Source organism: uncultured Oscillibacter sp. (genome assembly GCF_910584465.1).
Lineage (GTDB): Bacteria > Bacillota > Clostridia > Oscillospirales > Oscillospiraceae > Oscillibacter.
Window position 1 is genome coordinate 61,168 of sequence record NZ_CAJUBK010000003.1, and the last position, 21,966, is coordinate 83,133.

Consider the following 21,966-nt stretch of genomic DNA (forward strand, 5'->3'; position numbering starts at 1 on the left):
CGCGCGGGGCTCCCTTACTTATCGCGGTCCCATCAAGACCGTAGGCTCGGACAGCGGGATCAGGGTCTGCGGGTCCAGGAAGAAGAGGCGGCAGCCTTCTTCCAGGCGTGTGCCGAAGTCGAACCGTCCCCTGGAGCCGCCATAGGTCCCCAGGGCCGCGCCTCGGAACCGCCCGCCGCTCAGGGAGGCGGCGAGGACCATCGTTTCCTGCGGGAGGAACGGGCCGTTATATTGGATGGACGTGCCGCGGGAGGACGTGTCCACGATCCATACGGGGATCTCCAGCGGCTGGGAGGGGCTGGCGTGGTAATGGAAGGTCACACCGAAAAACTGGCTGAATGCGTCTTCGTCGATGGAGATCTTCTTCCAGTCCTTCTCCCCGCCCTCATAGTAGATGTCGAGCCAGGGGCCATCACTCAGCCCCCGCAGATCGATCGAGACCACGCTTTTGGGGATGTATACGCAGGCCAAGTCGGGGCACCAGAACGCCCCAAATTTTATGTGTTCGACAGAAGGCGGGATGCGTACCCGCCATAGGCCCGTGCCGTAAAATGCCTGGATCCCGATTTCCTCCAAATCGGCGGAGAGGGCCGCGCTGGCCAGCGCATGACACCTCGCAAACGCATAGTCCCCTACCGTCCGCACGCTGTCCGGGAGACGGATCTCCGTTAAGGCTTCGTTGTACGCAAAAGCGCCCCATCCGATCTCCTCCAGGCCCTCCGGGAGGGTCACGGAGGCAAGCCCCGCACATGCGAACGCGTCTGCGCCGATGCGTTTCACGGTACTGGGGACCACAAAACTCGTCCCTTCTTTGCCCTCCGGGTATTGCACCAGCTCGGTCATATCCATGTTGTATAAAACGCCGTCAACGGCGCGGTGATTTGTGTTCCCCTCAGAAACGGAAATTTTTTTCAACATCCTGATACCAGGGGTCATCCAGGTGGAAAACGCGCACCCGCCAATATATTTCACGGTGCTCGGGATCGTTACCTCCACCATATCGCATGATTTGAACGCGCCGGTCCCGATGCGCTCCACGCCCTCCGGGATCGTGACCGCTGGCAGCTGCGTGCCCAGGAAGGCTGCATCCCCAATCGATCTCACGCTCCCCGGGATCTGCACCTGCGCGGAGGATAAAAGACATGTGCTGAACGCGGACGCGCCGATGCTGGCCACGCCCTCCTCGATGACGATCTTCTGCAGCACCACCAGATCGGGGCTTCCTCCCCATGGATCCCATAGACTGCTTACATATCTGAGCCACGGGGGGAGCTCCCGTTCTTCCCCAACGTCCGCCTTTGTCGGCGGCAGGACTTCGGGGGTGCTGGATTCCAGCTCCCAATGGTAGCTATAGTCCTCCATCTCCCCGTTCCCGCGGATGGTCAGGACCCCATCCGCCTCCAGCGTCCATGTGAGATCGGCCCCATCCTTCCCGCAGGGCCCTTGGGCCACGATGCCCGCCTTGGGGGTCCCGGTTTGTTCCGCTCCCTGGGCCGGGACGCACAGCCCTGCCGTCAGGCACAGGCAGGCCAGTGCCGCCAAGATCCGGATCTTCCGCACAGCCGCCTCCTCCTTTCCTTTGTTCTTTCCTCATCCTGCCATATTCCGCCTCTGCCGTCAAGCCCTCTCCCGCAGACGTACTGTGAGCAGTCTTGGCGACGGCGATCCCTTGCTCCGCGCGGGGCTCCCTCGTCTCATCTCACATCTGCTGTCCCGGGAGCAGCGTCACGGCCCCGCAGACCGGCGCGCCGTCCCCGTCCAGGAAGAACAGCTTCCACCCCGCCGCCAGGCCCCGGTCCACCATGACCGTCGTGCCCAGCCGCTTCCCCAGGGCGAGATCCTCCATCCTCTCCCCGCTGTACGAGGCGGCATAGACCGCCGCGCAGCCGTCCAACACGCCGTCCGGGTCCGAGAGGACGACCGTGGACGGACTGCCCGCCGTCCAGCCCATCACCGCCGCCGGCGCGGCGGCTTTTGGGGTCCAGTGGGCGTAGAGCGTCTGGTCCCCGGAGAGCTCCGCGATGTCGGTGGAGCGGACCTCCGTGCCGCCCCCGGCGGCGGTGAACCAGCCGGCGAAGACATGGCCCTCCCGCTGGGGGACGGGCAGGTCCCCGTAGGGCTCCCCGTTGGCGGCGGTGATGCTGTCCGGGCTGACGGAGCCCCCGTTGGCGTCGAAGAGGACCCGATGCTGCGCGGGGACCACCGTCACGTCGCAATAGGCCCGCTTCCCCTCGAGGTAGGTGCGCACCTGGACCCGGGTCGTGCCGGGGGCCGCGCCGTACACGGAGCCGTCGGAGCCCACCTCCGCGACGGACGGATCCTCACTGGAGTAGAGATAGGAGCCGTAGTCCGCCCCCTCGGGCGTGACGGACGCGGAGAGGGACCGGCTCTCCCCCACGGCCAGGGTCATGCTGCCGGGGGTGAGCGTAACGCCTGTGGGGAGGGGCGGTTTTACCGTGACCCGTACGTCCATGTTCTGGTAGGGTGAAGAAGTAGACGTCCGGTAACGATAGTTCAAATTCACGAAAGAGCTGCCGGTCGCAGCGAGTGCCTTTACTTCGCATTGGAACGAAGAAAATGAGAGGATGCGGACTTTCTGCGGATCGTTGCTGGACCAATTGCCATCGCTGACGCTTGCACTCGTGATCGGGGCATAGATCGTCCGCTGCTCCCCCACCCGCATGGTCACCTCGTTGGTACCGGCCGCCATGGTGGGCGGCGGCTGGATCAGCGTCAGGCATAGGACCAGCGCCGCCAGATAGGACCATACCTTATTATAATGATGATGTTTCATCGCGATCCCTCCTTTGGCCCAAGCATACCAAGATCTGACTCAAAACGCAAGAGCCTCCGGTACGGAGATCCGTACCGGAGGCTCGTTCATGCAGGGCCGGACGTGTTCAGCGCTTCGTCTCGATGACGCGGATCACGCCGTCTCCGGCAGCGTAGAGGTCCGCGGTCCGGTCGTAGGCATGGGCGGCGTCCAGGGTGGTCCAGCTCTTGGCGTCGGCGTTGTAGCAGGCCACCGTGCCGGGCACCGTATAGGTCCGCCCGTTCACCGTGACGGCGGTCTTCCCCGTCCAGGCCGTGTTGGGCACGCCCGCCAGCTTGGTCAGCTTGCTCACGCTGGTGAAGGCCGTGCCGGAGTAGTTGACGGACACCGCCACATAGTCGCCGGTGTACACGTCCTCGTTCTCGGCTATGGGCAGGGGGCCCACCGTCCGCTGGCCGTTCTCCACGGTCAGGTAATAGCTCCGCCCGCCGGATTCCCCGTTGGTCTTCGAGGTGATCGCGGCCCGGCCGTAGAGGGTCACGTCCCGGCTGAGGCTGGTGCCCAGGACCACCACGTCCACCTTGCCCGCCCAGTTCTTCTGGGCGAAGCTGACCTGATCGGCCGGGACGATGCCGGGCAGATCGCTGAGGTCCACGACGCGGAGGCCGTCGCTTTCGTACTGGTACACAGTCACGCTGGCGGCGAGGTTCACGGTGCCCAGCCGCCGGGCCGTCAGATCCAGCGCGCCCCGGACGCTGCCGCCGCCCTGGCGGTTGACCTTGAGCACGCCCCGCTCCTCCGAGGAGACCCGGACCAGCTCGCCGGGCTTGGCGGCGGCGCTGTCCGCCGCGCCCTTCACCGTCACGCCGCAAAGCAGGTCCACCTCGGCGGAGCCGCCGCCGATGGACTTCACCACGCCCAGGCTCCCGGCCTGGCTGTTCCCGGCGCGGACGGCCCCGCCCACCTGGTTGTCCTCAGTCAGCAGGAGGGTGATCTGGTCCCCGGGGGTGAAGGCGGCCAGGCTGGCCTGCGCCGTGGTCAGCACCGGGAACTCACAGCCCATCACCGTGACGAACGCCGCCTCCGAGGGGCTGGGACGGCAGCTCTCATAGCAGCCCGTCACCTTCTTGTCGCTGACCCGGATGCTGTTGGTGGCGCTGGAGTAGACCGCCACGTCATAGGCGATCAGGTCCGCCGGGACGGCGGGACAGCCGTTCTTATAGATGCTGTAGCCCCCCGCGCCGCCGGTCAGGCCGTCGAAGCCCGCGACGGAGCCGTTCTTGAAGACGATGACGGCCTCGCTGGAGGAGGTGCCGCCGCCCGCGACGATATAGGCCACGTTCCCGGCCTTGTTCAGGTACAGTGTCAGGGACGTGCCGGGGTTCAGCCAGGAGTAGAGGGAGCTCCAAGCCTGCTGCTTCCCGTTGTAGTAAACGCCGGTGTCGTTGTCCACCGCGTACTGCGTGCCGGAGGTGTCGGTGAGCTGCAAAGCCCCCGCCCCGGCCAGGGTCACGGTCCGGCTGGCGTTGCTGCTGGGCAGGAAGGTCACGGCCTTGCCGTCCTTCAGCACCAGGGTGCCCCAGGAGCCGTTCAGCGCGCCGCTGGAGGTCTTCCCGCCCCGCAGCTGGTAGACCTCGCCGGAGGCCAGCTGCAGCGCGTCCTTCTTCCCGTCCGGCCCGGCGGCGGTGGAGGAGACCAGGACCACGTCCTCCTTCGTCTCCATGCCGATGCCGGAGAGGAACGAGCCCGCCTTGCTGCCGTCCTCCCCCACGCGGTCGGCCTGGAGGAGGTTCATGAACATCCGGGCCGCCTGCCCCCGGGTGAGGACGGCGTTCCCGTCGGAGGTGCCGAGACCGTCCATCAGGCCCGCCCGCGAGGCGGCGGCGACATAGCTCCTGGGCCACACGCCGCCGATGCTCTTGTCCTGATACCCCAGGACGCGGAGCAGGATCGTCGCCGCCTGTCCCAGGGTCACCGGCTTATCGGGGTAGAATTTGCCGTCGGAATAGCCGGAGATGATGTTCCTGCCCTTCGCGGCCATGTTGATGTAAGCCGCCGCCCAGTGGGAGGGCTTCACGTCCGGATAGATCGTCACCGTATTGTAGAGCCCCAGCTCCCCCTCGCCGTCCATGGCGCAGACCGCCATCTTGCAGAACTGGGCCCGCGTCAGCTGGGCGCCGGGGCGGAAGCTCCCGTTCCCGTAACCGTCCATCACGCCCATGAGCCGCAGGGCCTCCGCGGCGATGATGTCGGAGCGGTCGGTGAGGTCGGAAAAGCCCGCCGCCCCCGCGGCTGAGGCGGGCAGGATGAACAGCGACGCGCTCAGCGCCGCCGCCAGGAACAGGGACAAGATCTTCTTCATGATCGGTTTTCCTCCTATGCGGGTCCTCTTGTGAAAGCTGTATGGTCCATGTTAGTACAGTTTGCCGGACAAAACAACAACAAAACGGTTACAGTTTCTCGCCCGGGGAGGGCCTCATCCGCCGGCCGTCAGGGCGCCGGACAGGGGCCGTAGCGTCCCCTCCTCCAGATAGGAGAGCTTCGCGGTCTCCCCCTTCACGGTGAAGTCCTGCTGCACGCTCCCGCCGGCGGGGAGCGTCAGCGGCAGGCTTTGGACGTCCGTCATGCGTCCTCCGGTGTACCCCACGGCGTAAAGCGTCCCGGACACCGGGCCGGAGGCCGGATTGCGCAGGCTGGCCAGGAGGCAGACCCGGCCGTCCCGGATGCTCTCCCCATCCTTGGTCATCTGCACCTGCCCGCTGCCGTCCAGGATCTGGTCCACCTTCTCCTGGATCGTCTTGCCCTGATAGATGCTCTCCCCCCGCCAGCGGATATAGGGCTTGCCGTCCTCATTGGCGACCAGGAGCACGAAGGCCGTCCCGATGCCGCCGTTGGAGCCGTCCAAAACGGCGTTGGCGTAATCGGACAGCATGTAGAGCCCCCGGTAGAAGACATGGGAGACCTTGCCGCCCATATAGGTGTCCACGAAGTTTTGTGTAGCCGCCCGGTCCTCCTCGACGGACACGGCCACGATGTTCACCCGGGGATCGTCCGCCAGGGCGCCCCGGGCGATGGTGCTGAACAGCTGCCGGCAGTTCCCGCAGCCGCTCTTGAAGAAGATCAGCACCGCCACGCCGCCCTCGGGCACGTCGTAGTGGAAGGGCTCCAGCTCGGTCCCGTCCTTCGAAAGGTCGTAGACGTTCCGTTTCCAGACGTTGTCCTCGATATGGAGGTCCTCCCCCTTTTCCACCGCCAGGGCGGGGGTGGAGACCAGGGCCAGGGTCAGCGCCAGGGCCAGCAGCTGTGCCGCCGTCCTGCGCAGGAGCTTCATCGTTTTCATCGAGAATACCTTCCTTCCCCGCCGCAGCGGTGTTGCGATGCCTTTATTTTACAGGAAAGTTCCGAGAAATGCAACAGGGAAGTCCTGTAAATGGACTTTGTTACAGAAATTTGTAACATAGTTTTTCCTTGACACCAGGGGCCGATGAAGATATCATAAGTAGTATAGGCAACAGCTGCATGCCGCCCCGGCGGCGTGCCGGATGATAGGAACGGAGACATATCATGAAATTGAAACGGATAGGCGCGGGACTGGCCTCCGTCCTGCTGGCGGTGTGCCTCCCGCTGACGGCCGCGCGGGCCGCGGAGCCGGAGGATGCCTCCAACAGCCAGGTCTGGGCCCCGCGGGACGGCGGAAAAAGCCCGGAAGACCTTTTTGCGTCCTACGTCGACCAGAACTTCTATAGCGGCGGCGTCCTTTCGGATGCTCCGGAGGCCCCTTCCGGGGATCTGCTGGAGGGCCTGGATCAGAAGCTCTACGACGCGCTGAAGAACCGGATCAAGGACACGGCGAGATACGGCGGCGGGACGGAGTTCGAGATCGAGCCCGCCGAGCTGGCCCTGCCGGATGCGTGGACCGCTGAGGATCTGGGGGCCCCCGCCGCCCTGCCGGACGGCAGTCCCGATCCCGAAGCGCTGGAGGCCGCGGAGGCCCTGGCCGGGTTCGACGTCTGCGCGGTGATGGACGCCCTGCTCACGGACCTGCCTTACGACTTCTATTGGTTCGACCGCTGCGCCGACGTCCCGGTGTCCTATTCCGCGCCGAAGCCGGTGGTGCGCCCGGGCGCAGAGGAGGGGTCCTTTGAGATCTGCCTGGAGGGCAGCTTCCGCTTCACCTTCGCCGTCGTCCCGGAGTTCCAGGACGGCAGCGGCGCCGTCACCTCCGAGGTGGGCGCTGTCCGCGCGGCGGTGAAGGCGGCGCAGGCCATCGCCGCCGCCCACAGGGACGAGAGCGACTATCAGAAGCTCCTGTCCTTCCGGGATGAGCTCAGCCTCCAGGCGGGCCCCGGCGGGAAGGCCGCCCCCGGCGGCGCGTTCGGCGATCCCTGGCAGATGGTCTGGGCGCTGGACGGCGATCCCGATACGGAGGCGTCCAGCGAGGGCTGGGCCAAGGCGTTCCAGTACCTGTGCGGCCTGGCGGGCCTCCGGGAGATGGAGTGCTATACGGTGAGCGGGCTGACGCAGGTGGGCGAGGATCTCCCGTCCCCTTGTATGTGGAACATCATCCGGGCCGGAGGCAGGAGCTATCTGGCGGACGTCGCCGGGTCCCTGGACGGAGCGGCCGGATGGGACGGCGGGCTCTTCCTGGTGGGCGTCCGGGTCAATGAGGACACCACGCCCTCGGGCTACATCGCGGATCTGCCTGCCGGGCCGGTCTATTACTGGTACGAAAGCGGGGGACTCGCCCCCGAGGTGCTGGACCTGGCCCCCTGTGCGCTGGACCCTGCCGGGGCGTGAGAGCGCTTGCGTTTGATATCGATCGTTCACGGACCGCCTCCCTCTCATCGAGAGGGAGGCGGTCCGTGTTTGAGGTTCGTTCCAGGGAGGCCGGATGGGTCTGGGAGACCCTGACGGAAAAGAGGCCCGGTCATCGAGATGATCCGGGCCTTTGCTCATATCCGATCTTGCTTTGGCGGTCTCCCCTGCCTGTCTTGTGGTCCGATCCCTGCCTGTGTGGTTCACCCTCGGTCCACCAGGACCTCCGTCAATGCCGGGACTAAATGAGAAAGCCACAAGCGGTACCCTTCCGGCGTTAAATGGACACCATCAAGATTGTACTTCGGTGAAAGATCCCCGTTTTCCCCAGCAAACTCTTCATATAGATCTAAGAAACGCAGCCCCCTTTCCTGGCAGAGGACGGCCAGATCCTGATTGAGGGCACGGACATTCTGATTATCGAGAGGGTGAGACGTAGCTACCGGCAGGACGCTTGTGACGATGATCGACGTATCTGGCAATTCTTGAGCCAGCGTATCCAGGAGCACCGCATATGACTCGGCAGTTTCTTCAGGGCTCTTGTCTCCCAAATCGTTGACGCCCGCCATCAGAGAGACGACCGCGGGATCCAACGCTTTGACAGAATCGATCCGGGCGGTCATTCCCGCCGTGGTATCAGAACCGATGCCCCGGTTCGCCACACGCCAGCAGGGCAGGACATCCTGCCATCCGAGCTTTTGCGTGATGCTGTCCCCCAGGCAGACGATATCTATATCCTCTGGCTGGAAGGCCATAAACAAAGCCTCCCGTTCCCAATATTGGGGATTCGTCAAAAATGGCGTTTTTTCCGGCGGCCAAACAGTCGCTCCAATTTCCTCTTGATAAGTCAAAACTTCTTCAATAGAACCGTACCCCCCCCGAGGTCATTTTTGTCCTGTATGTCCGCCGGATAGAGACACGGGAACAGTATGCTCTCGAGTAAGCAGGCAACAGCCATAATACGATCAATGCCGTTCATGTGGGACCTCCTTGATTTTTCGTGCGGGATTCCCCGCGATAACGCACCAGCCTTCAGGAAAGCTCTTTGTCACCACCGCCCCGGCGCCAACAGATGTGTGGGGGCCAAGAGTCACACCCGGCAGCACCACCACGTTCATGCCAAGCCAGCACCCTTCCCCGAGTATGATATCTTTTCCGGGGAGATGCTCGTCCGGGTCTGTGAGATCGTGATTGGCGTTGATCAGGCCCGTTCCGGGAGCGATATAGCAGCCCTTCCCCAGAACGATCTTTCCGCCCCAGCCCGCCTGGAAGTAATTCCCGCATCCATGGAAGTTGTGCATGTCATCAGGGTCGAAAACGATGTTCTTCGGATCTCCGATCTTCACCCAGGGCGGCACGGGCCATGGGACATGTCTGTTTTCTCCCAATATCTTTTGAGGGAACCAATAGCGGAGCACCCACCGCCAGCCTGCAGTCAAGTGCCACGCCTGGAAATGCTGTCCGGTCAGGTATTTCCCGTCATAGAATAGATGGCCGATCAGGTAGCTGGCGAGGAAGAGGATGCAGACGAACGGACGGCGCAAAATATATTTCGCTCTGTTTTTCAATGGGCGGGCCTCCTTAGTGTTCGCGTAGTCATCTTGTTGACAGTGTGTAGGACTGCGTTTTTTAGTTGGGATGGATATGGTCCCAAACCTCTCCTATCCGCTGAAAGAACGCCTGTGGAGAGAGTCGGAACACGCGGATGAAGATTGGGCAGGTGATCGAACAGAAGATCGCGAGATCCAGTGTCAGCGCGACGACCGGCGGCAACGGCAGCAACGCGTTGAATATCCAAAATGCCACAGCCCCAGGGATCGAGCAAACGATGCACAGGAACATCTTCTTAAAAGCGAGGAGCCGTTTCCATGAGGCCCCTGTTTTCTTGGAGATGAAATAGAAATTGAGCGGTACATCGAACACATATACCAGGAAGATCGTTGCCAGCGCCGCTCCGATAGAGCCTAAATGGGAGACCATGAAAATACTGAGGACTGCGTTCAAGGCCAGTTCGGCAGACGCCTTCCACAAGATGAGCTTTGAGCACCCCAGAGCGATCAAAAACGGGGAATACTGCGCAACACGGATCGGCATGTATAACAAGTAGATTTGAAAAACGGGAACGGCCTCAAGATAAGCCTCCGTATAAAGGAGCGTGATCAGCGGCCGTGCCGCCGCCATGAAAAAGACCATGGCCGGCAGTAAAAACAGAGAAGATTTTTCGGATACTTTCCGAAACAGATCTACCGCGGTCGTATACTCCCCTTTTTGAGCGGCTTTGGTCAAGTCCACGATGATGACCGTGCTGATGGAACCGGTGATCGCTCCGACAAAGGGAAGTTCCTGAGCCCCACGTGTATAGACCGCAAATTCTTCCGGTGTCATCATCGTGGAGATGATCCACTGATCCAGATGCAGATCCAAGGCTCCGACTACAGCGGAGATCCCCAGAGGGATGGAGACTGCCAGGAGAGCTTTCGTACTGCTCCACTGAGGACGATCCGCCCTATCGCCGCCCTGAGGCAAAATAGAAAATGCCAGGATGATCGTCACGATGGCGAAGAGGGAACCGGTAAGGCTTTTAGCGGCCACCAAGGCTCCCCCGCTGCGGAACAACAGCATGGCAGCGAAGGCCACTATCATCTGCAAGGATACCTGGAAGGTACTGTAGACAGCATTGAATCTCAGCCGGTTCTCTGCCACGAAAACGCAGGACATGACGCTGGCCGGAACGGTCAGCAGTGCGTATGGGATCAAAAGCAGTAGTGTTTGAGACAAAGCGACATTGTGGAACCGCTCTGCTAAAAGCTGGCGGCCGCCCAGCAGGAGGAATACACACGCTGCCGCGCTGGTGGCGAGCGTCACCAAAACAGCTTCCTTGACGGCGCCTCGTTTGCGGTCCTCGTTCTGAGCGAGGTGATAATAAATGCCGGAAGTGGTGCCCAGCACCAGCAGAGGCAAGATCGTGTTATATGCCAAAAAGGTCTGGCTGTTGACTGCGACCTCGATTTTTGTGAGCAGTCTCGACGCGATCATCCCGGAAAGCACATTGAGCGCGGTATTCACTGTATTAGCGATCGTTAGCGCCAAGGTCTTTTCTGTGCGGGAGACGGTGTCTCCATCCGCCCGCAGCAGCCTTTTTAAGAACATATCCTATCTCCTGTGCCAGACATTACTTTGGGATCTATGCCCTTTCACGGATCAATTTTTCACATAAAGTCTCCAGCTTCTTTGTCAGCGTGTCATAACGGAACGCAGTGGAGAACTCCTCTGACGGCGCATAGTCCAGGCTCCCGTGCTCCATTTTCTGCCGGTATGCTTGGAGCAGGAAATCGCAAAGCTGTTGGAATTGCTGCGGGCGGCATTCTTCATAGCAGAAGCCGTAATGATACGTTTCGTTCAGCTCATAGAGCTCACTGTCCGGGGTATCTCCCGCTATCAGGGCCAAGATCGGCCGGCCGCAGCGGATGCCTTCGTAGAATTTCCCGCTGATACCGCCTTTGAATACCCGTGCATTCCAAGAGAGTACCAGGAAGATATCAGAACTCTTTTGCAGCCGGCTGGCCTCCGTGCGAGTGACATAACCATGATCGACCACGCAGGGCTCCATCCCAAGCGCTTTCGCAGCCGTTTGCAGATACGCGAAATTTGGACCGGCATAATCGATCCGGACACGAGCAAGATCGATCTTCCCCTCACTGCCCAGCTGTTTGAGCGCGTTCAGCAGGGGGGCGGCATCCTGTTTCCCCCTATATACCGTCCCGGTATAACAGAAGGACAAAACATCTGCTGCCGGCAGTCCCTTGCTTTCCTCTTCAAAAGGCTCATATCCGTTATAGATAGTGACCGTTTTGGCAGAACGGGACAGCCCCTCAGAACTCTCGCGCATACCGTTGGAAACGACCGTGCAGGCATCGGCCTGTGAGATCCATCGATCCTGGAAGTGCTTCATGCGCAATAGGGATAGTCCCTCATAGATGAATGGCGTTGCGATCGGATCCCTCAGATCCAGGATCCATGGACAGCCGAAGAGCTCGGCGGCATATTTCCCGGCATAGACATTTTCCAGACGGCCATAGGTGGCAAAGATGATGTCAAAGCGATCCCCTTCGTCCCGTAAAGACCTCAGCACGTCTTTCTGCCTGTTCAGCGGTGCCTCTATACTGTGCTCTTGGCGCTCGACGTCCCACAGATTCGCAAAGGAATGATAGACTTCCGCGATCGGCAGCCGGATCTTTTCCGGTAAAAAGGAGATCCGGCTTTTGCCTTCAGAGAAAGGCCAGGAGTCGATCTCGCCTCGTTCGAATGCCTCGGCGGGACTGTCTTTTCCAAGATAGGAAAGGATCCGCAGGCCATGCAAAGGTGGATAGGATCGATCTGGCTCCCGACAGAAATCCCCCGATCTCAGCACGGTGACTTTATGTCCGAAGCGGATCAGATATTTTGCAAACATATATGGTCGCACTGCCGCCACGGCGGAGTCCGGCGGGAAGTAGGTCGTGATGATCAAGATGTCCATAAACGGTCCCTCTTCCGCTTTACTGATATATATCCGGCCGACCGAACCTCCCGGCAAAGTCGGTGCTGGCCACGTCCTTCAGCGGCAGCTTGACCGGCTTCCCCGAAGCGGCGGACTGATAGATGGCCAGGATCATCTCCAGTGCGTTCCGACCAGCCACGGCATCCACGTAGGGCTCCCGGTCCTGCTCGATGGCCTCGATCATGTCGGCGAAAAGCGCGGTGTGCCCGTTGCCGTAGACATTGCTGGTGGCCTCCTGGAGGCCCTTGTTCTTCCCGTCTGCCTCGTCCTCGTCTGCGAAGTCCCACACGTCGATGTTGTTGGTGGAAGTCCCCCCCAGCTTCACCGTGCCAGTCTCGCCGAAGAGGTACAGCGTTTCCTCCAGGTTCTTGGGATAAACGTTGGTCGTGCCCTCGATGGTGCCTACGGCGCCGCTTTTGAACTTCACCACCGCCATGCCGATGTCCTCGCACTCCAGGTAATCGTGGAACTGCTGCTTGGTGACGCCGTAGACCTCCTCGACCTCGTCCCCCATCATCCAGCGCAGCAGGTCGATGCCGTGGATGCACTGGTTCATGAGGCAGCCGCCGTCCTGGGCCCAGGTGCCCCGCCAGGGGGCCTGGTCATAATATCCCCGGCCCCGGTTCCAGCGGACGTGGATGGAGCCGTGGGAGATCCGCCCGAAACGGCCCGCCTCCAATGCCCGCCGCAGCTCCTGGACGGCGACGTTGAAGCGGTTCTGATGGCAGGCGGAGACCTTCACGCCCTTCTCTTGGCTGCGGCGGACAATCTCCTCCGCGTCGGCCATGGACATAGCCATGGGCTTCTCGATGATGACGTTGATGCCCGCGTCGATGCAGGCCAGGGCGATCTGGGCATGGATGCCGCTCTCCGTGGCGATGCTGACGAGGGTGGGCCGCTCCGCGGCCAGCAGTTCCCGGTAGTCCGTGTAGCGATGGATGGAGCTGTCCTTTTCAAGGCCATACTTGGCTAACAGGGCTTCCATGGCCTCGGGCACCACATCGCATACGGCGGCGATTTCCAGATGGTCGTTCAGCGCGGCTTTGATGTGGTTGACTGCGATCCGGCCGCAGCCGATCAGGGCATATTTCATACTTGATATACTCCCTTCTTTACAGCACCTCGATGTTCTCCCGGTGGGGGATATGCTTGCAGACGTTCTTGCAGTCGAAGACCGGGACGCCGCAGGAGGCCACCATGGCGTAATCCACCGTCGTATGGGCCGTGGCGATGCACACCAGGTCATAGCCTCCCACTGCTTCCGGCGTCAGGGCGGGGATGCCCGTGTACCACACGCCGGCGTCCCGGTACTTCGGGACATAGGGGTCGTAGAAATCCACGGCGGCCCCGGTCTTGCGGAACTCCTCCATGACCCGCACGGCGGGGCTCTCCCGGTAGTCGTCGATGTCCTGCTTGTAAGCCGCGCCGAGCACCAGCACCTTCGAGCCGTTCAGGGCCTTCTTATGGCGGTTCAGGATCTTCCCGGCCCGCTCCACGGTGTACTCCGGCATCCGGTCGTTGACCATCATGGACGCCTCGATCATGCTGGTGTGGAAGCCGTACTCCCGGGCCTTCCAGCTGAGGTAATAGGGGTCCAGGGGGATGCAGTGCCCGCCCAGGCCGGGGCCGGGATAGAAGGCCTGGAAGCCGTAGGGCTTGGTCTTGGCGGCGTCGATGACCTCCCAGATGTCGATGCCCATGCGGTCGCAGAGGATGGCCAGCTCGTTGACCAGGCCGATGTTGATGTTGCGGTATGTATTCTCCAGGATCTTCTCCATCTCGGCCACCGCGGGGGAGGAGACGGTGGTCACGTCCCCGTCCAGGATGGCCCGGTAGACCATGGCGATGACCTCCACCGCGTCCTCGCCGATGGCGCCGACGACCTTGGGGGTGTTGCTGGTCTTGTAGATCCGGTTGCCGGGATCGATGCGCTCCGGGGAGAAGCCCAGGTAGAAGTCCTCCCCGCACTTGAGGCCGCTGCCCTCCTCCAGGATGGGCTTCAGGAGCTCTTCCGTGGTGCCGGGATAGGTGGTGGATTCCAGGACCACGATGGAGCCGCGGGTCAGATGCTTGGAGACGGCGATGGCAGAATCCCGGACATAGCTGATGTCCGGCTGCTGGTGCTTGTCCAGGGGCGTGGGCACGCAGATGGCGATGAAGTCCACGTCCTTCACGAAGCCGAAGTCGGAGGTGGCGCGCAGCATGCCGCTCCCCACCAGCGCCTCCAGGTCGGCGTCCACCACGTCGCCGATGTAGTTCTTCCCGGCGTTCACCAGGTCCACCTTCTCCTGCTGGACGTCGAAGCCGATGGTCTTGAAGCCGTGCTTCGCCTTATCCACCGCCAGGGGCAGGCCCACATAGCCCAGGCCGCAGACGCCCATGGTCAGGGCCTTGTCTTGGATCTTCTTGATGAGGTCTCCTTTGATGCTCATATCAGTCGGTCTCCTTAATGGTATGATCGGTCTCGTCCATCCGATAGTGCTTCCCGCAGGCGGGGCAGACGGCTTTCCGATCGGAGAAGCGGATCTGCTCCCCGCACCGGCAGACGTAGCCGTGGATCTGGGCGGGACAGCCGTAGACCAAGGCGTGGTCGGGCACGTCCTTCGTCACGACGGACCCGGCCCCCACCAGGGCGTAGCGCCCCACGTCATGGCCGCAGACGATGGTGGCGTTGGCGCCGATGCTGGCGCCCTGTTTGATGACGGTCCTGCGGTACTCGCTCTTGCGCACGATGAAGGCCCGGGGGTCGATGACGTTGGTGAACACGCAGGAGGGCCCCAGGAACACGCCGTCCTCGCAGACGACGCCGGTGTAGATCGAGACGTTGTTCTGGACCTTGCATCCGTCCCCCAGCACCACGTCCGGGGAGACGACCACGTTTTGCCCGATGTTGCAGCGCCTGCCGATCCTGCAGCCCGCCATGATGTGGGAGAAGTGCCAGATCTTCGTCCCCTCCCCGATCTCGCAGCCCTCGTCGATATAGCTGGACTCGTGGACGAAATACGGCTTGTCCATCACGCCGCCTCCTTTCGGAGGTCACGCGGCGCAGGACTGTTCGTCAGGGATCTTCGGATAGTCCACGGGGGGGGGGCATTTGCTCAGCATATGTTTTTTCTGCCAGGGACGCCTTCAGGTTCCGCAGGAAAGCCCGGTGAGGGATGGCAAAATTCCCGGTGACAGTCTCTCCAGCAGGGACATCTTTGGTCACAACAGATCCAAGAGAGACTCGGGCACCGTCCCCTATGACGATACGGTTCGAAATGGTAGCATTGACACCGATCCAAACATCATCCCCGATGATACAATTGCCGGCAACATGCGCGCCGGACGGGATCAGGACCCGTTCTCCTAAGACCGCCCCATGCCCAATGTGCACTTTGGCGTCTAATTTGGAGTATGCGCCGATGATCGTCGTATCCATCTCGAGCAGTCCGCAGGCGATGTCGCAGTGCCCGCAGATCTCCGCACCCTGCCGGATCAGCGTCTTCCCCGCATCAGCGGCCAGGAACATGGTCTCCCCGTCCCGGACCGAGGTGAAACCTTGCGAGCCGACGAGCGTCCCAAAGCAGATCCTTACACCGTCCTCGATCGTCGTGTTCTCGCCGATCGCCGCAAAGGGCTGTATCTCTACGTCCTTTCCGATCGTGACGTTATAAGGCGCGACATACGCCTGGGGACTGACGCGGGCAGAAGGGTCGATGACGGTAGGTCTCCGCTCACGCCGGGACACAAGCAGACCGTGGATCTTGAAAAACAAGAGCTTGGGCGTCCTAGTGACGGCGAGTCCCTGTATATGGCCAGGGATGGAGTTCACGGTCTCAGGTGTACAGATCACACAGGTGATGTCAGGGTCTTCCAGAGAGGCGGCGAATTTCTCTTTTTCCAGATACGTCAACGCATATGCTCCGCGAATGCGGGTACACTGTTCTAGGATGGAAAACTCTCCATCCCTGACCAGCATGTCCAGATGACCGATCTCTTTTAAAACAGTGGATAATTTCATAGGGTGGTCTCCCTTTCATACTTCAGAACCCGGCGGCCTTTTGCTGAGCGCAGGCCATGGGCGCCGCATATTCAGCGCATCGCGAGCGTTACTTCTCCGCTGGCCGCGAGCTCACCATGATCGTAGATCTCGGCGGAGCAGGTGGCGATGCTTTTCTCGGTCCGTTCTTTCACCAGTTCGGCATGGATCTCCAGGGTATCTCCGGGCAGGATCTTCCGCAGGAACCGGACCTTGTCGATCCCAAGGAACAGGGGGATCTTCCCTGCGTAGCGTTCTGTCGACAGCAGCAGGATATCCGCCGCCTGCGCCATGCACTCAACGGAATAGACGCCGGGCAGGACGGGCTCATTCGGGAAATGGCCCTGGAAGATCTCACGAGCCGGGTCTACATAGAAAGTTGTGACGATGCGTTTGCCGGCTTCTAGTCCTTCAACGGTAGTCACCAACAGCATAGGGTCCCGGTGAGGGATGATCTTCTTTATAGCATGTTGATCCAATTTCATCAGACTGCCTCCCATACGGCCCGGATGACCTCGTCCTGCTCCGCCTCCGTCAGGTAAGGATGCATGGGCAGGGAGAAGGTCCTGGCGCAGTAGTCGTCCGCGCTGCGGAAGGTCTCGCCGTAGGACGGCTCGTCCCGGAAGACCGGCAGGGCGTGCTGGGGCTTGGGATAATAGACCATGTTGGGGATGCCCCTTGCCGTCAGATGGGCGGTGATGCGGTCCCGCTGGGCGGCGTCCTTGGCCAGCAGGGCGTACTGCGCCCAGGCGGACACACAGCCCTCGGCCACGAAGGGCGTGGTGAACTCCCCCGCGAAGGCGGCGCTGTAGCGCGCCGCCACGGCCTGCCGGGCGTCCAGCTCATAGTCCTCCAGCGCCTTGAGCTTGGGCAGGAGGATGGCGGCCTGGAGGCTGTCCAGCCGGGAGTTCATGCCGATCCGGATGTTGTCGTATTTCCCGCCGGGGCCCTTCCCGTGGACGCAGAGGGAGCGGCAGAGCGCGTCCACGCCGTCGTCGTCGGTGAAGACGGCGCCGCCGTCGCCGTAGCAGCCCAAGGGCTTGGCCGGGAAGAAGCTGGTCGTGGCGATATGGCCGAAGGCGCCGGCCCGCCTCCCGTGATAGGAAGCGCCGAAGCTCTGGGCCGCGTCCTCGATGAGGGTGAGGCCGTAGCGCTGGCAGATGGGGCCGATGGCGTCGTAGTCGCAGGGGCTGCCCAGGATGTCCACCGCCACCACGGCTTTCGGGACCAGCCGCCCCTCCGCCAGCACCGCCTCGATCTGGCGCTCCAGGCTCTCCGGGCTGAGGCAGTAGGTATCCGGCAGGATGTCGCAGAAGACGGAGGCCGCGCCGGACATCTTCGCCGGTTCCGTGGAGGAGATGAAGGTCATGTCCGGGCAGAACACCGCGTCCCCCGCCCCGACGCCCGCCGCCAGGAAGGCCAGCTGGAGGGCGTCGGTGCCGTTGGCGCAGGTGATGCAGTGCTTCCGGCCGGTGAAGGCGGCGAGCCGGGCCTCCAGCTCCTGGACGTACGGGCCGCCGATGAACTGGGCGGAGCCCAGGACGCTTTGGATGTTGGCGTCGATGTCCGCTTTCAGGGCCTGGTATTGGGCTTCGAGATCGATGAATCGCATAAGATCATCCCTTCTTCCTTACTAGGGGCCGGGCGGGGTTCCCCACCACGGTCTCGCCGGGGGGCACGTCCTCCAGGACGACGGCCCCCATCCCTACGAACGCGTCCTCTCCGACGCTCTTCTGGTTCTTGATGATGCCGCTGGCGAAGTAGGCGTTTTTCCCGAAGCGGCAGGAGCCGTAGAGCTGGCTGCCGCAGATGAACGCGGCGTCCTCCCCGATCGTGCAGTTATGCCCGACCCGGGTCTGCGCGTCGATCTTCGTCCCGCTGCCGATGACCGTGTCGTCGATGACGCCCCGGCTGATGCTGCAGTTCTCCAGGACCGTGACCCGGTCGCCGATGTCCACGCCGCCGAAGTGCCGCACCATCGTCTTCTTATGGGCGGCATCCTCGGTATAGCCGAAGCCGTCATGGCCGATGACGGTGCCGGACGCGATCTCGCAGTCCCGACCGATGCGCACCCGGCCCACGATGACCACGTTGTTCCAGACGACCGTGCCGTCCCCGATGGTGATGTCTCCGTCCAGCGTGCAGTTGTGGCCGATCCGGACATCTTTCCCCAGCTTGACCTCAGGGGAGATGTAGGTGGACTGCCCCACTGCGGGGCGTGCCTCCTCCCGGGCGTAGAAATGCTCGATGGAGGAGAAGAACGCCCGCTTGCTCTGCGCCGTGCGGATGACGTTCGGGGCGGCGCCGGCGTCCACGTCCTCGGAGACGAAGGCGAGGGCGATCTGGGAGAGGCCGAAGCCCTCCGGGATGTTCTCCTGCTTCTTGATCCAGGTGAAGGAGCCGGGCTTATAGCGGGCCAGGGAGGAGAAGCCCTCCACGGCGGCTCCCGCATCCCCGGAGAACGCGAAGGGGATGCCCTCCCCTTCCAGGAACAACAAGATCTCGATGATCTTCATCGCGCACCTCCCTTAAAAAGAGAGAGGCCGCTGCGGGTGGGATCGAGACGGTCGGGAAAAGCGCTCCCGCAGGCGTTCAGCTCGATGAAATTCCCCGATGGGGCTCCCCATCGGGGAGTGTGGACGGGGGTCCACACTCCCTTATGATGTTTTGAGCAGAGGCCGGTCTCTTAAGGAACGGCTTCGCGGGGTTCCCTGCTACGGTCTCGCCGGGAGGCACATCCTTGACCACGACTGCGCCTAACCCCACAAAAGCATCCTCCCCGATGATGCATTGGTTTCGGACGATGGCCCCGGCCAGATAGCTGTTCTTTCCGATATGGACACTGCCATTGGCTCTGCACGGCGCCGCCATAGCGGCATCCTCCCCGATCCAGCAGTTATGGGCGATATGCCCCAAGGCGTCGACCTTCGCACCGCTCTCCAATACCGTGTCGTCGATGGTCCCCCGGCTGATGCAGACGTTCGCGCCGATCAGCACCCGGTCGCCGATGTCCACACCGCCGAAATGCCGCACCATCGTCTTCTTGTGGGCAGAGTCTTCCGTGTAGGCATAGCCATCGTGTCCGATCACCGCGCCGGAATGGATGTCGCAGTCCCGGCCGATGTGCACCCGGCCCACGATGACCACGTTGTTCCAGATGACCGTGCCGTCCCCGATGGTGATGTCTCCGTCCAGCGTGCAGTTGTGGCCGATCCGGACATCTTTCCCCAGCTTGACCTCAGGGGAGATGTAGGTGGACTGCCCCACTGCGGGGCGTGCCTCCTCCCGGGCGTAGAAATGCTCGATGGAGGAGAAGAACGCCCGCTTGCTCTGCGCCGTGCGGATGACGTTCGGGGCGGCGCCGGCGTCCACGTCCTCGGAGACGAAGGCGAGGGCGATCTGGGAGAGGCCGAAGCCCTCCGGGATGTTCTCCTGCTTCTTGATCCAGGTGAAGGAGCCGGGCTTATAGCGGGCCAGGGAGGAGAAGCCCTCCACGGCGGCTCCCGCGTCCCCGGAGAACGCGAAGGGGATCCCCTCCCCTTCCAGGAACAACAGGATCTCGCAGATCTTCACAGAGCGTCCGCCTCCTCCATGATGGATCGGATATCCGAGATGTTCTCCGCCATCTGGCGGTAGCGCTCCCGCCCCGCCGACCGGACGAACGCCCGCACAGTCTGGGAGATGTCCTCTTCCCCCTCGTGGTACCAAAAGGCGTGGGTCAGGATGTGCAGGCGGTCGTACCTCCCGGAGCGGATGATGTCCAGCACCGGCTCCCGCCATCTCCGGCGGCTATCGGAGAGGTACTTGAGATCCCGGAAGAACCTCTTCCCATAGGAGTTCACGATGCCGGGGATCTCGTAGTCTGCCTCCAGCGTCGCCGCGGATGGACGGTGCATGGAGACGCTCGAGACCCGGGTCTCGAGGAGTGCGGACAGGAGTCCGCACTCCTTTATGATGTTCTCTACGACCTCGTCCGGCCGCAGGGCCGGGACGTACGACGCTTCGTCGAAATGCAGGCCGATCTCGTGGCCCAGGGACCGGATATGCCCCAGGGCCTCCCGCCCCGCTTTGGAGGCGGGGTTATAGAAGTCTGTCCGCAGGAGGACGAACCACGTTGAGCGAACGCCCTCCTCTGCTTCCAGCTCCGCCAGCCGCACCGCCTGCGAGAGGCTCGTATCGATGTCGTGCCGCAAGATCACACTGCGGCCGGGCGCTTCATCGTCGTGATAGCTGCGGAACGCGTAGCCCTCCTCCCGGAGCAGAGCGAGCAGCTCCCGGTAGGCTGCGTATGTGAACCTCATAGCGTCTCCTCCTCGCGCGTCCCCGGCGGCGTCTTGGGCCCGATTTACGATGGACCCGCGTTTTCCAACCATGGCTGTCAAATCAGCACGACGCCCAGCATCGGTTTTTTCGCCAGCTTGACCTGAGCCGCCGTATCCCGGATCGCCTGGATACGGCTCGATCCAGCCACCTCCGCCATGACTACGGCGGCGCAGCCCTGGATAGCTTCCACCGCCTGGGGATCGTGGAGGGCGTCCGTCACCGCGGATACCCGGCAGCCGGCCTTAGTCAGTACCTTCACCAATTCGGCCATTTGTACGCCGGCCTTTCCCTCCGGGATCGTGGAGAGCAGCAGGACCGTCCCCTCTTCAGGGAAGCACGCTTTAGCCTGCCGGCTGATATAGGATGCCGCCTGCTCAGGATCGCGCCAGCTGCGCTCACCCATGACCTTGACAGCCAGCCGTTCTGAGAGGCTGCGGGGGATGCTCAGGGAACCAAGGAAGGGGGTCCCGGCCGCCAGTTCGAGCTGGAAGGAACTGCTGATTCTGTTGGTGAAAAGCCACCAGCAGCAGACGGCCAAACAGGCCAGGAACATGCCCGCGGCAGCGCCCAAAATAACATATTTTGCCACAGCCTTGACGATCGTGACCACAGAATATCCCTCTTCTTTGGTGGGCTCCGCCAAATCTTCGACGGCTTGCTTGGAATTTTCGATAGTCGTTTTGAGGTCCTCGATTTCCTTTTTCAAGTTTTCTTGCTTGGTGTCCAGGTCCTCATCGATCAGATTTTTCGTTGTACGGTTCAAGAGGGCAAAGTTGTGTGCGGCGGAACTTGCGGCGATGACGTCTCGATGGGTATCAAAGTAGTTATAGACAGCATTAGCCAGCTCCTCCGCGTCAGACTCCGTGGCCCCGACCGCTTGGATAGAAAGCAGATCTCCGTCCAAAGTGGTCAAAGAGACGAGCTCCGAGAGATATTTCCACTCCAGATCCTTATATTTAGCCAGGCCGATGTCCTTGGGGACGTCCATGCTTTTCCAGAGCTCGATATACTGGACGCGGATCTTCTTGGGCAGGTAATCCGCGGCGGTATTGGGATAGCGGAACAGTTGGGCGCTGTCGTCGATGTTGGAGAAGGAAAAGACGATGTTCGTGACATATTTCTTGTAAGGGTCGATTTTGATCAGGATGCTCTTTTCCAGGTACTCTTCTTTAGAAGCCAGCGATTTTTCTTGGTTTTCCAGTGTTTTTTGCAGGTCTTCTTTCTGTGTTTCGTAGTTCTCAAGAGCGGTCTGATAGCGCTCCTCGATCTTCTCCGGGGAATTTTCGGGATCGTTGGCCAGGCCGTACTGCTTGTACCCCTGATATCCTCCCAGCAGCAGGGCGAAGACCAGCATCGAAATGCCGATCCCCTTCCACTTGCGGATCATGACCGCAAGCAGGTCGGTCAGACTAACAGTGTTTTCCAGTTCCATATTTAATCACTCCAAAATATGTTTACCGATTTGTTCAAAGCTTTTCCAAGGCCTTAAGAAAT

Annotated in this window: 19 protein-coding genes; 1 reads left to right on the forward strand and 18 read right to left on the reverse strand. The window is 61.8% G+C overall.

Annotated elements, in window-relative coordinates:
• Positions 1 to 18 precede the first annotated feature (18 nt).
• The 4 genes from QZ332_RS02170 to QZ332_RS02185 all read right to left on the reverse strand — a co-directional run bounded on the left by QZ332_RS02170 (position 19) and on the right by QZ332_RS02185 (position 6,113).
• Positions 19 to 1,560 (reverse strand): leucine-rich repeat domain-containing protein, encoded by a 1,542-nt coding sequence (locus QZ332_RS02170; RefSeq protein WP_295761753.1) that lies wholly within the window; start codon positions 1,558 to 1,560, stop codon positions 19 to 21.
• 139 nt (positions 1,561 to 1,699) lie between these two features.
• The gene (locus QZ332_RS02175; protein ID WP_295761756.1) at positions 1,700 to 2,794 is read right to left on the reverse strand and encodes an InlB B-repeat-containing protein; all 1,095 of its coding nucleotides are present in this window, start codon (positions 2,792 to 2,794) and stop codon (positions 1,700 to 1,702) included.
• Between the two features lie 106 nt (positions 2,795 to 2,900).
• Positions 2,901 to 5,135: an S-layer homology domain-containing protein gene (locus QZ332_RS02180; protein WP_295761759.1), complete on the reverse strand. Its 2,235-nt coding sequence runs from the start codon at positions 5,133 to 5,135 to the stop codon at positions 2,901 to 2,903.
• A gap of 114 nt (positions 5,136 to 5,249) precedes the next feature.
• On the reverse strand, positions 5,250 to 6,113 hold the full coding sequence (locus tag QZ332_RS02185; RefSeq protein WP_295761761.1) for a thioredoxin family protein: 864 nt from the start codon (positions 6,111 to 6,113) through the stop codon (positions 5,250 to 5,252).
• Positions 6,114 to 6,337: 224 nt separating this feature from the next.
• On the opposite strand from QZ332_RS02185, the gene QZ332_RS02190 reads away from it, so the two are divergent.
• Positions 6,338 to 7,570 carry a hypothetical protein gene (locus QZ332_RS02190; RefSeq protein WP_295761763.1) on the forward strand — a complete coding sequence of 411 codons (1,233 nt, stop codon included), beginning with the start codon at positions 6,338 to 6,340 and terminating at the stop codon, positions 7,568 to 7,570.
• Positions 7,571 to 7,791: 221 nt separating this feature from the next.
• Here QZ332_RS02190 and QZ332_RS02195 read toward each other — a convergent pair whose 3' ends face one another.
• The 14 genes from QZ332_RS02195 to QZ332_RS02260 form a co-directional block, all read right to left on the reverse strand.
• On the reverse strand, positions 7,792 to 8,343 hold the full coding sequence (locus QZ332_RS02195) for a GDSL-type esterase/lipase family protein (RefSeq protein WP_295761765.1): 552 nt from the start codon (positions 8,341 to 8,343) through the stop codon (positions 7,792 to 7,794).
• A 210-nt stretch (positions 8,344 to 8,553) separates the two neighbouring features.
• Positions 8,554 to 9,156: a DapH/DapD/GlmU-related protein gene (locus QZ332_RS02200; RefSeq protein ID WP_295761768.1), complete on the reverse strand. Its 603-nt coding sequence runs from the start codon at positions 9,154 to 9,156 to the stop codon at positions 8,554 to 8,556.
• Between the two features lie 61 nt (positions 9,157 to 9,217).
• Positions 9,218 to 10,738 carry an oligosaccharide flippase family protein gene (locus QZ332_RS02205; protein WP_295761771.1) on the reverse strand — a complete coding sequence of 507 codons (1,521 nt, stop codon included), beginning with the start codon at positions 10,736 to 10,738 and terminating at the stop codon, positions 9,218 to 9,220.
• A gap of 34 nt (positions 10,739 to 10,772) precedes the next feature.
• Positions 10,773 to 12,107 carry a glycosyltransferase gene (locus QZ332_RS02210; protein WP_295761774.1) on the reverse strand — a complete coding sequence of 445 codons (1,335 nt, stop codon included), beginning with the start codon at positions 12,105 to 12,107 and terminating at the stop codon, positions 10,773 to 10,775.
• 19 nt (positions 12,108 to 12,126) lie between these two features.
• On the reverse strand, positions 12,127 to 13,221 hold the full coding sequence (locus QZ332_RS02215; RefSeq protein WP_295761778.1) for a Gfo/Idh/MocA family protein: 1,095 nt from the start codon (positions 13,219 to 13,221) through the stop codon (positions 12,127 to 12,129).
• Between the two features lie 19 nt (positions 13,222 to 13,240).
• Complete coding sequence (locus QZ332_RS02220) at positions 13,241 to 14,560, reverse strand: nucleotide sugar dehydrogenase (protein WP_295761781.1); 1,320 nt, start codon at positions 14,558 to 14,560, stop codon at positions 13,241 to 13,243.
• 1 nt (position 14,561) lies between these two features.
• Complete coding sequence (locus tag QZ332_RS02225; protein ID WP_295761784.1) at positions 14,562 to 15,143, reverse strand: acyltransferase; 582 nt, start codon at positions 15,141 to 15,143, stop codon at positions 14,562 to 14,564.
• Between the two features lie 43 nt (positions 15,144 to 15,186).
• Positions 15,187 to 16,131 carry a hypothetical protein gene (locus QZ332_RS02230; protein ID WP_295761787.1) on the reverse strand — a complete coding sequence of 315 codons (945 nt, stop codon included), beginning with the start codon at positions 16,129 to 16,131 and terminating at the stop codon, positions 15,187 to 15,189.
• Between the two features lie 71 nt (positions 16,132 to 16,202).
• Positions 16,203 to 16,649, reverse strand: coding sequence for a 3-hydroxyacyl-ACP dehydratase FabZ (gene fabZ / locus QZ332_RS02235; RefSeq protein WP_363323979.1), 447 nt, complete (start codon positions 16,647 to 16,649; stop codon positions 16,203 to 16,205).
• Entirely contained in the window at positions 16,634 to 17,761 is a 1,128-nt protein-coding gene (locus tag QZ332_RS02240) for a DegT/DnrJ/EryC1/StrS aminotransferase family protein (protein ID WP_295761793.1), read from the reverse strand. The genes fabZ and QZ332_RS02240 overlap by 16 nt, the downstream gene beginning before the upstream one ends.
• A gap of 4 nt (positions 17,762 to 17,765) precedes the next feature.
• On the reverse strand, positions 17,766 to 18,665 hold the full coding sequence (locus QZ332_RS02245) for a DapH/DapD/GlmU-related protein (RefSeq protein WP_295761796.1): 900 nt from the start codon (positions 18,663 to 18,665) through the stop codon (positions 17,766 to 17,768).
• A gap of 76 nt (positions 18,666 to 18,741) precedes the next feature.
• The gene (locus tag QZ332_RS02250) at positions 18,742 to 19,722 is read right to left on the reverse strand and encodes a UDP-3-O-(3-hydroxymyristoyl)glucosamine N-acyltransferase (protein WP_295761799.1); all 981 of its coding nucleotides are present in this window, start codon (positions 19,720 to 19,722) and stop codon (positions 18,742 to 18,744) included.
• Positions 19,719 to 20,450, reverse strand: coding sequence for a hypothetical protein (locus QZ332_RS02255; protein WP_295761802.1), 732 nt, complete (start codon positions 20,448 to 20,450; stop codon positions 19,719 to 19,721). The genes QZ332_RS02250 and QZ332_RS02255 overlap by 4 nt, the downstream gene beginning before the upstream one ends.
• Before the next feature lie 77 nt (positions 20,451 to 20,527).
• Complete coding sequence (locus QZ332_RS02260; protein WP_295761805.1) at positions 20,528 to 21,904, reverse strand: hypothetical protein; 1,377 nt, start codon at positions 21,902 to 21,904, stop codon at positions 20,528 to 20,530.
• Between the last annotated feature and the right edge of the window lie 62 nt (positions 21,905 to 21,966).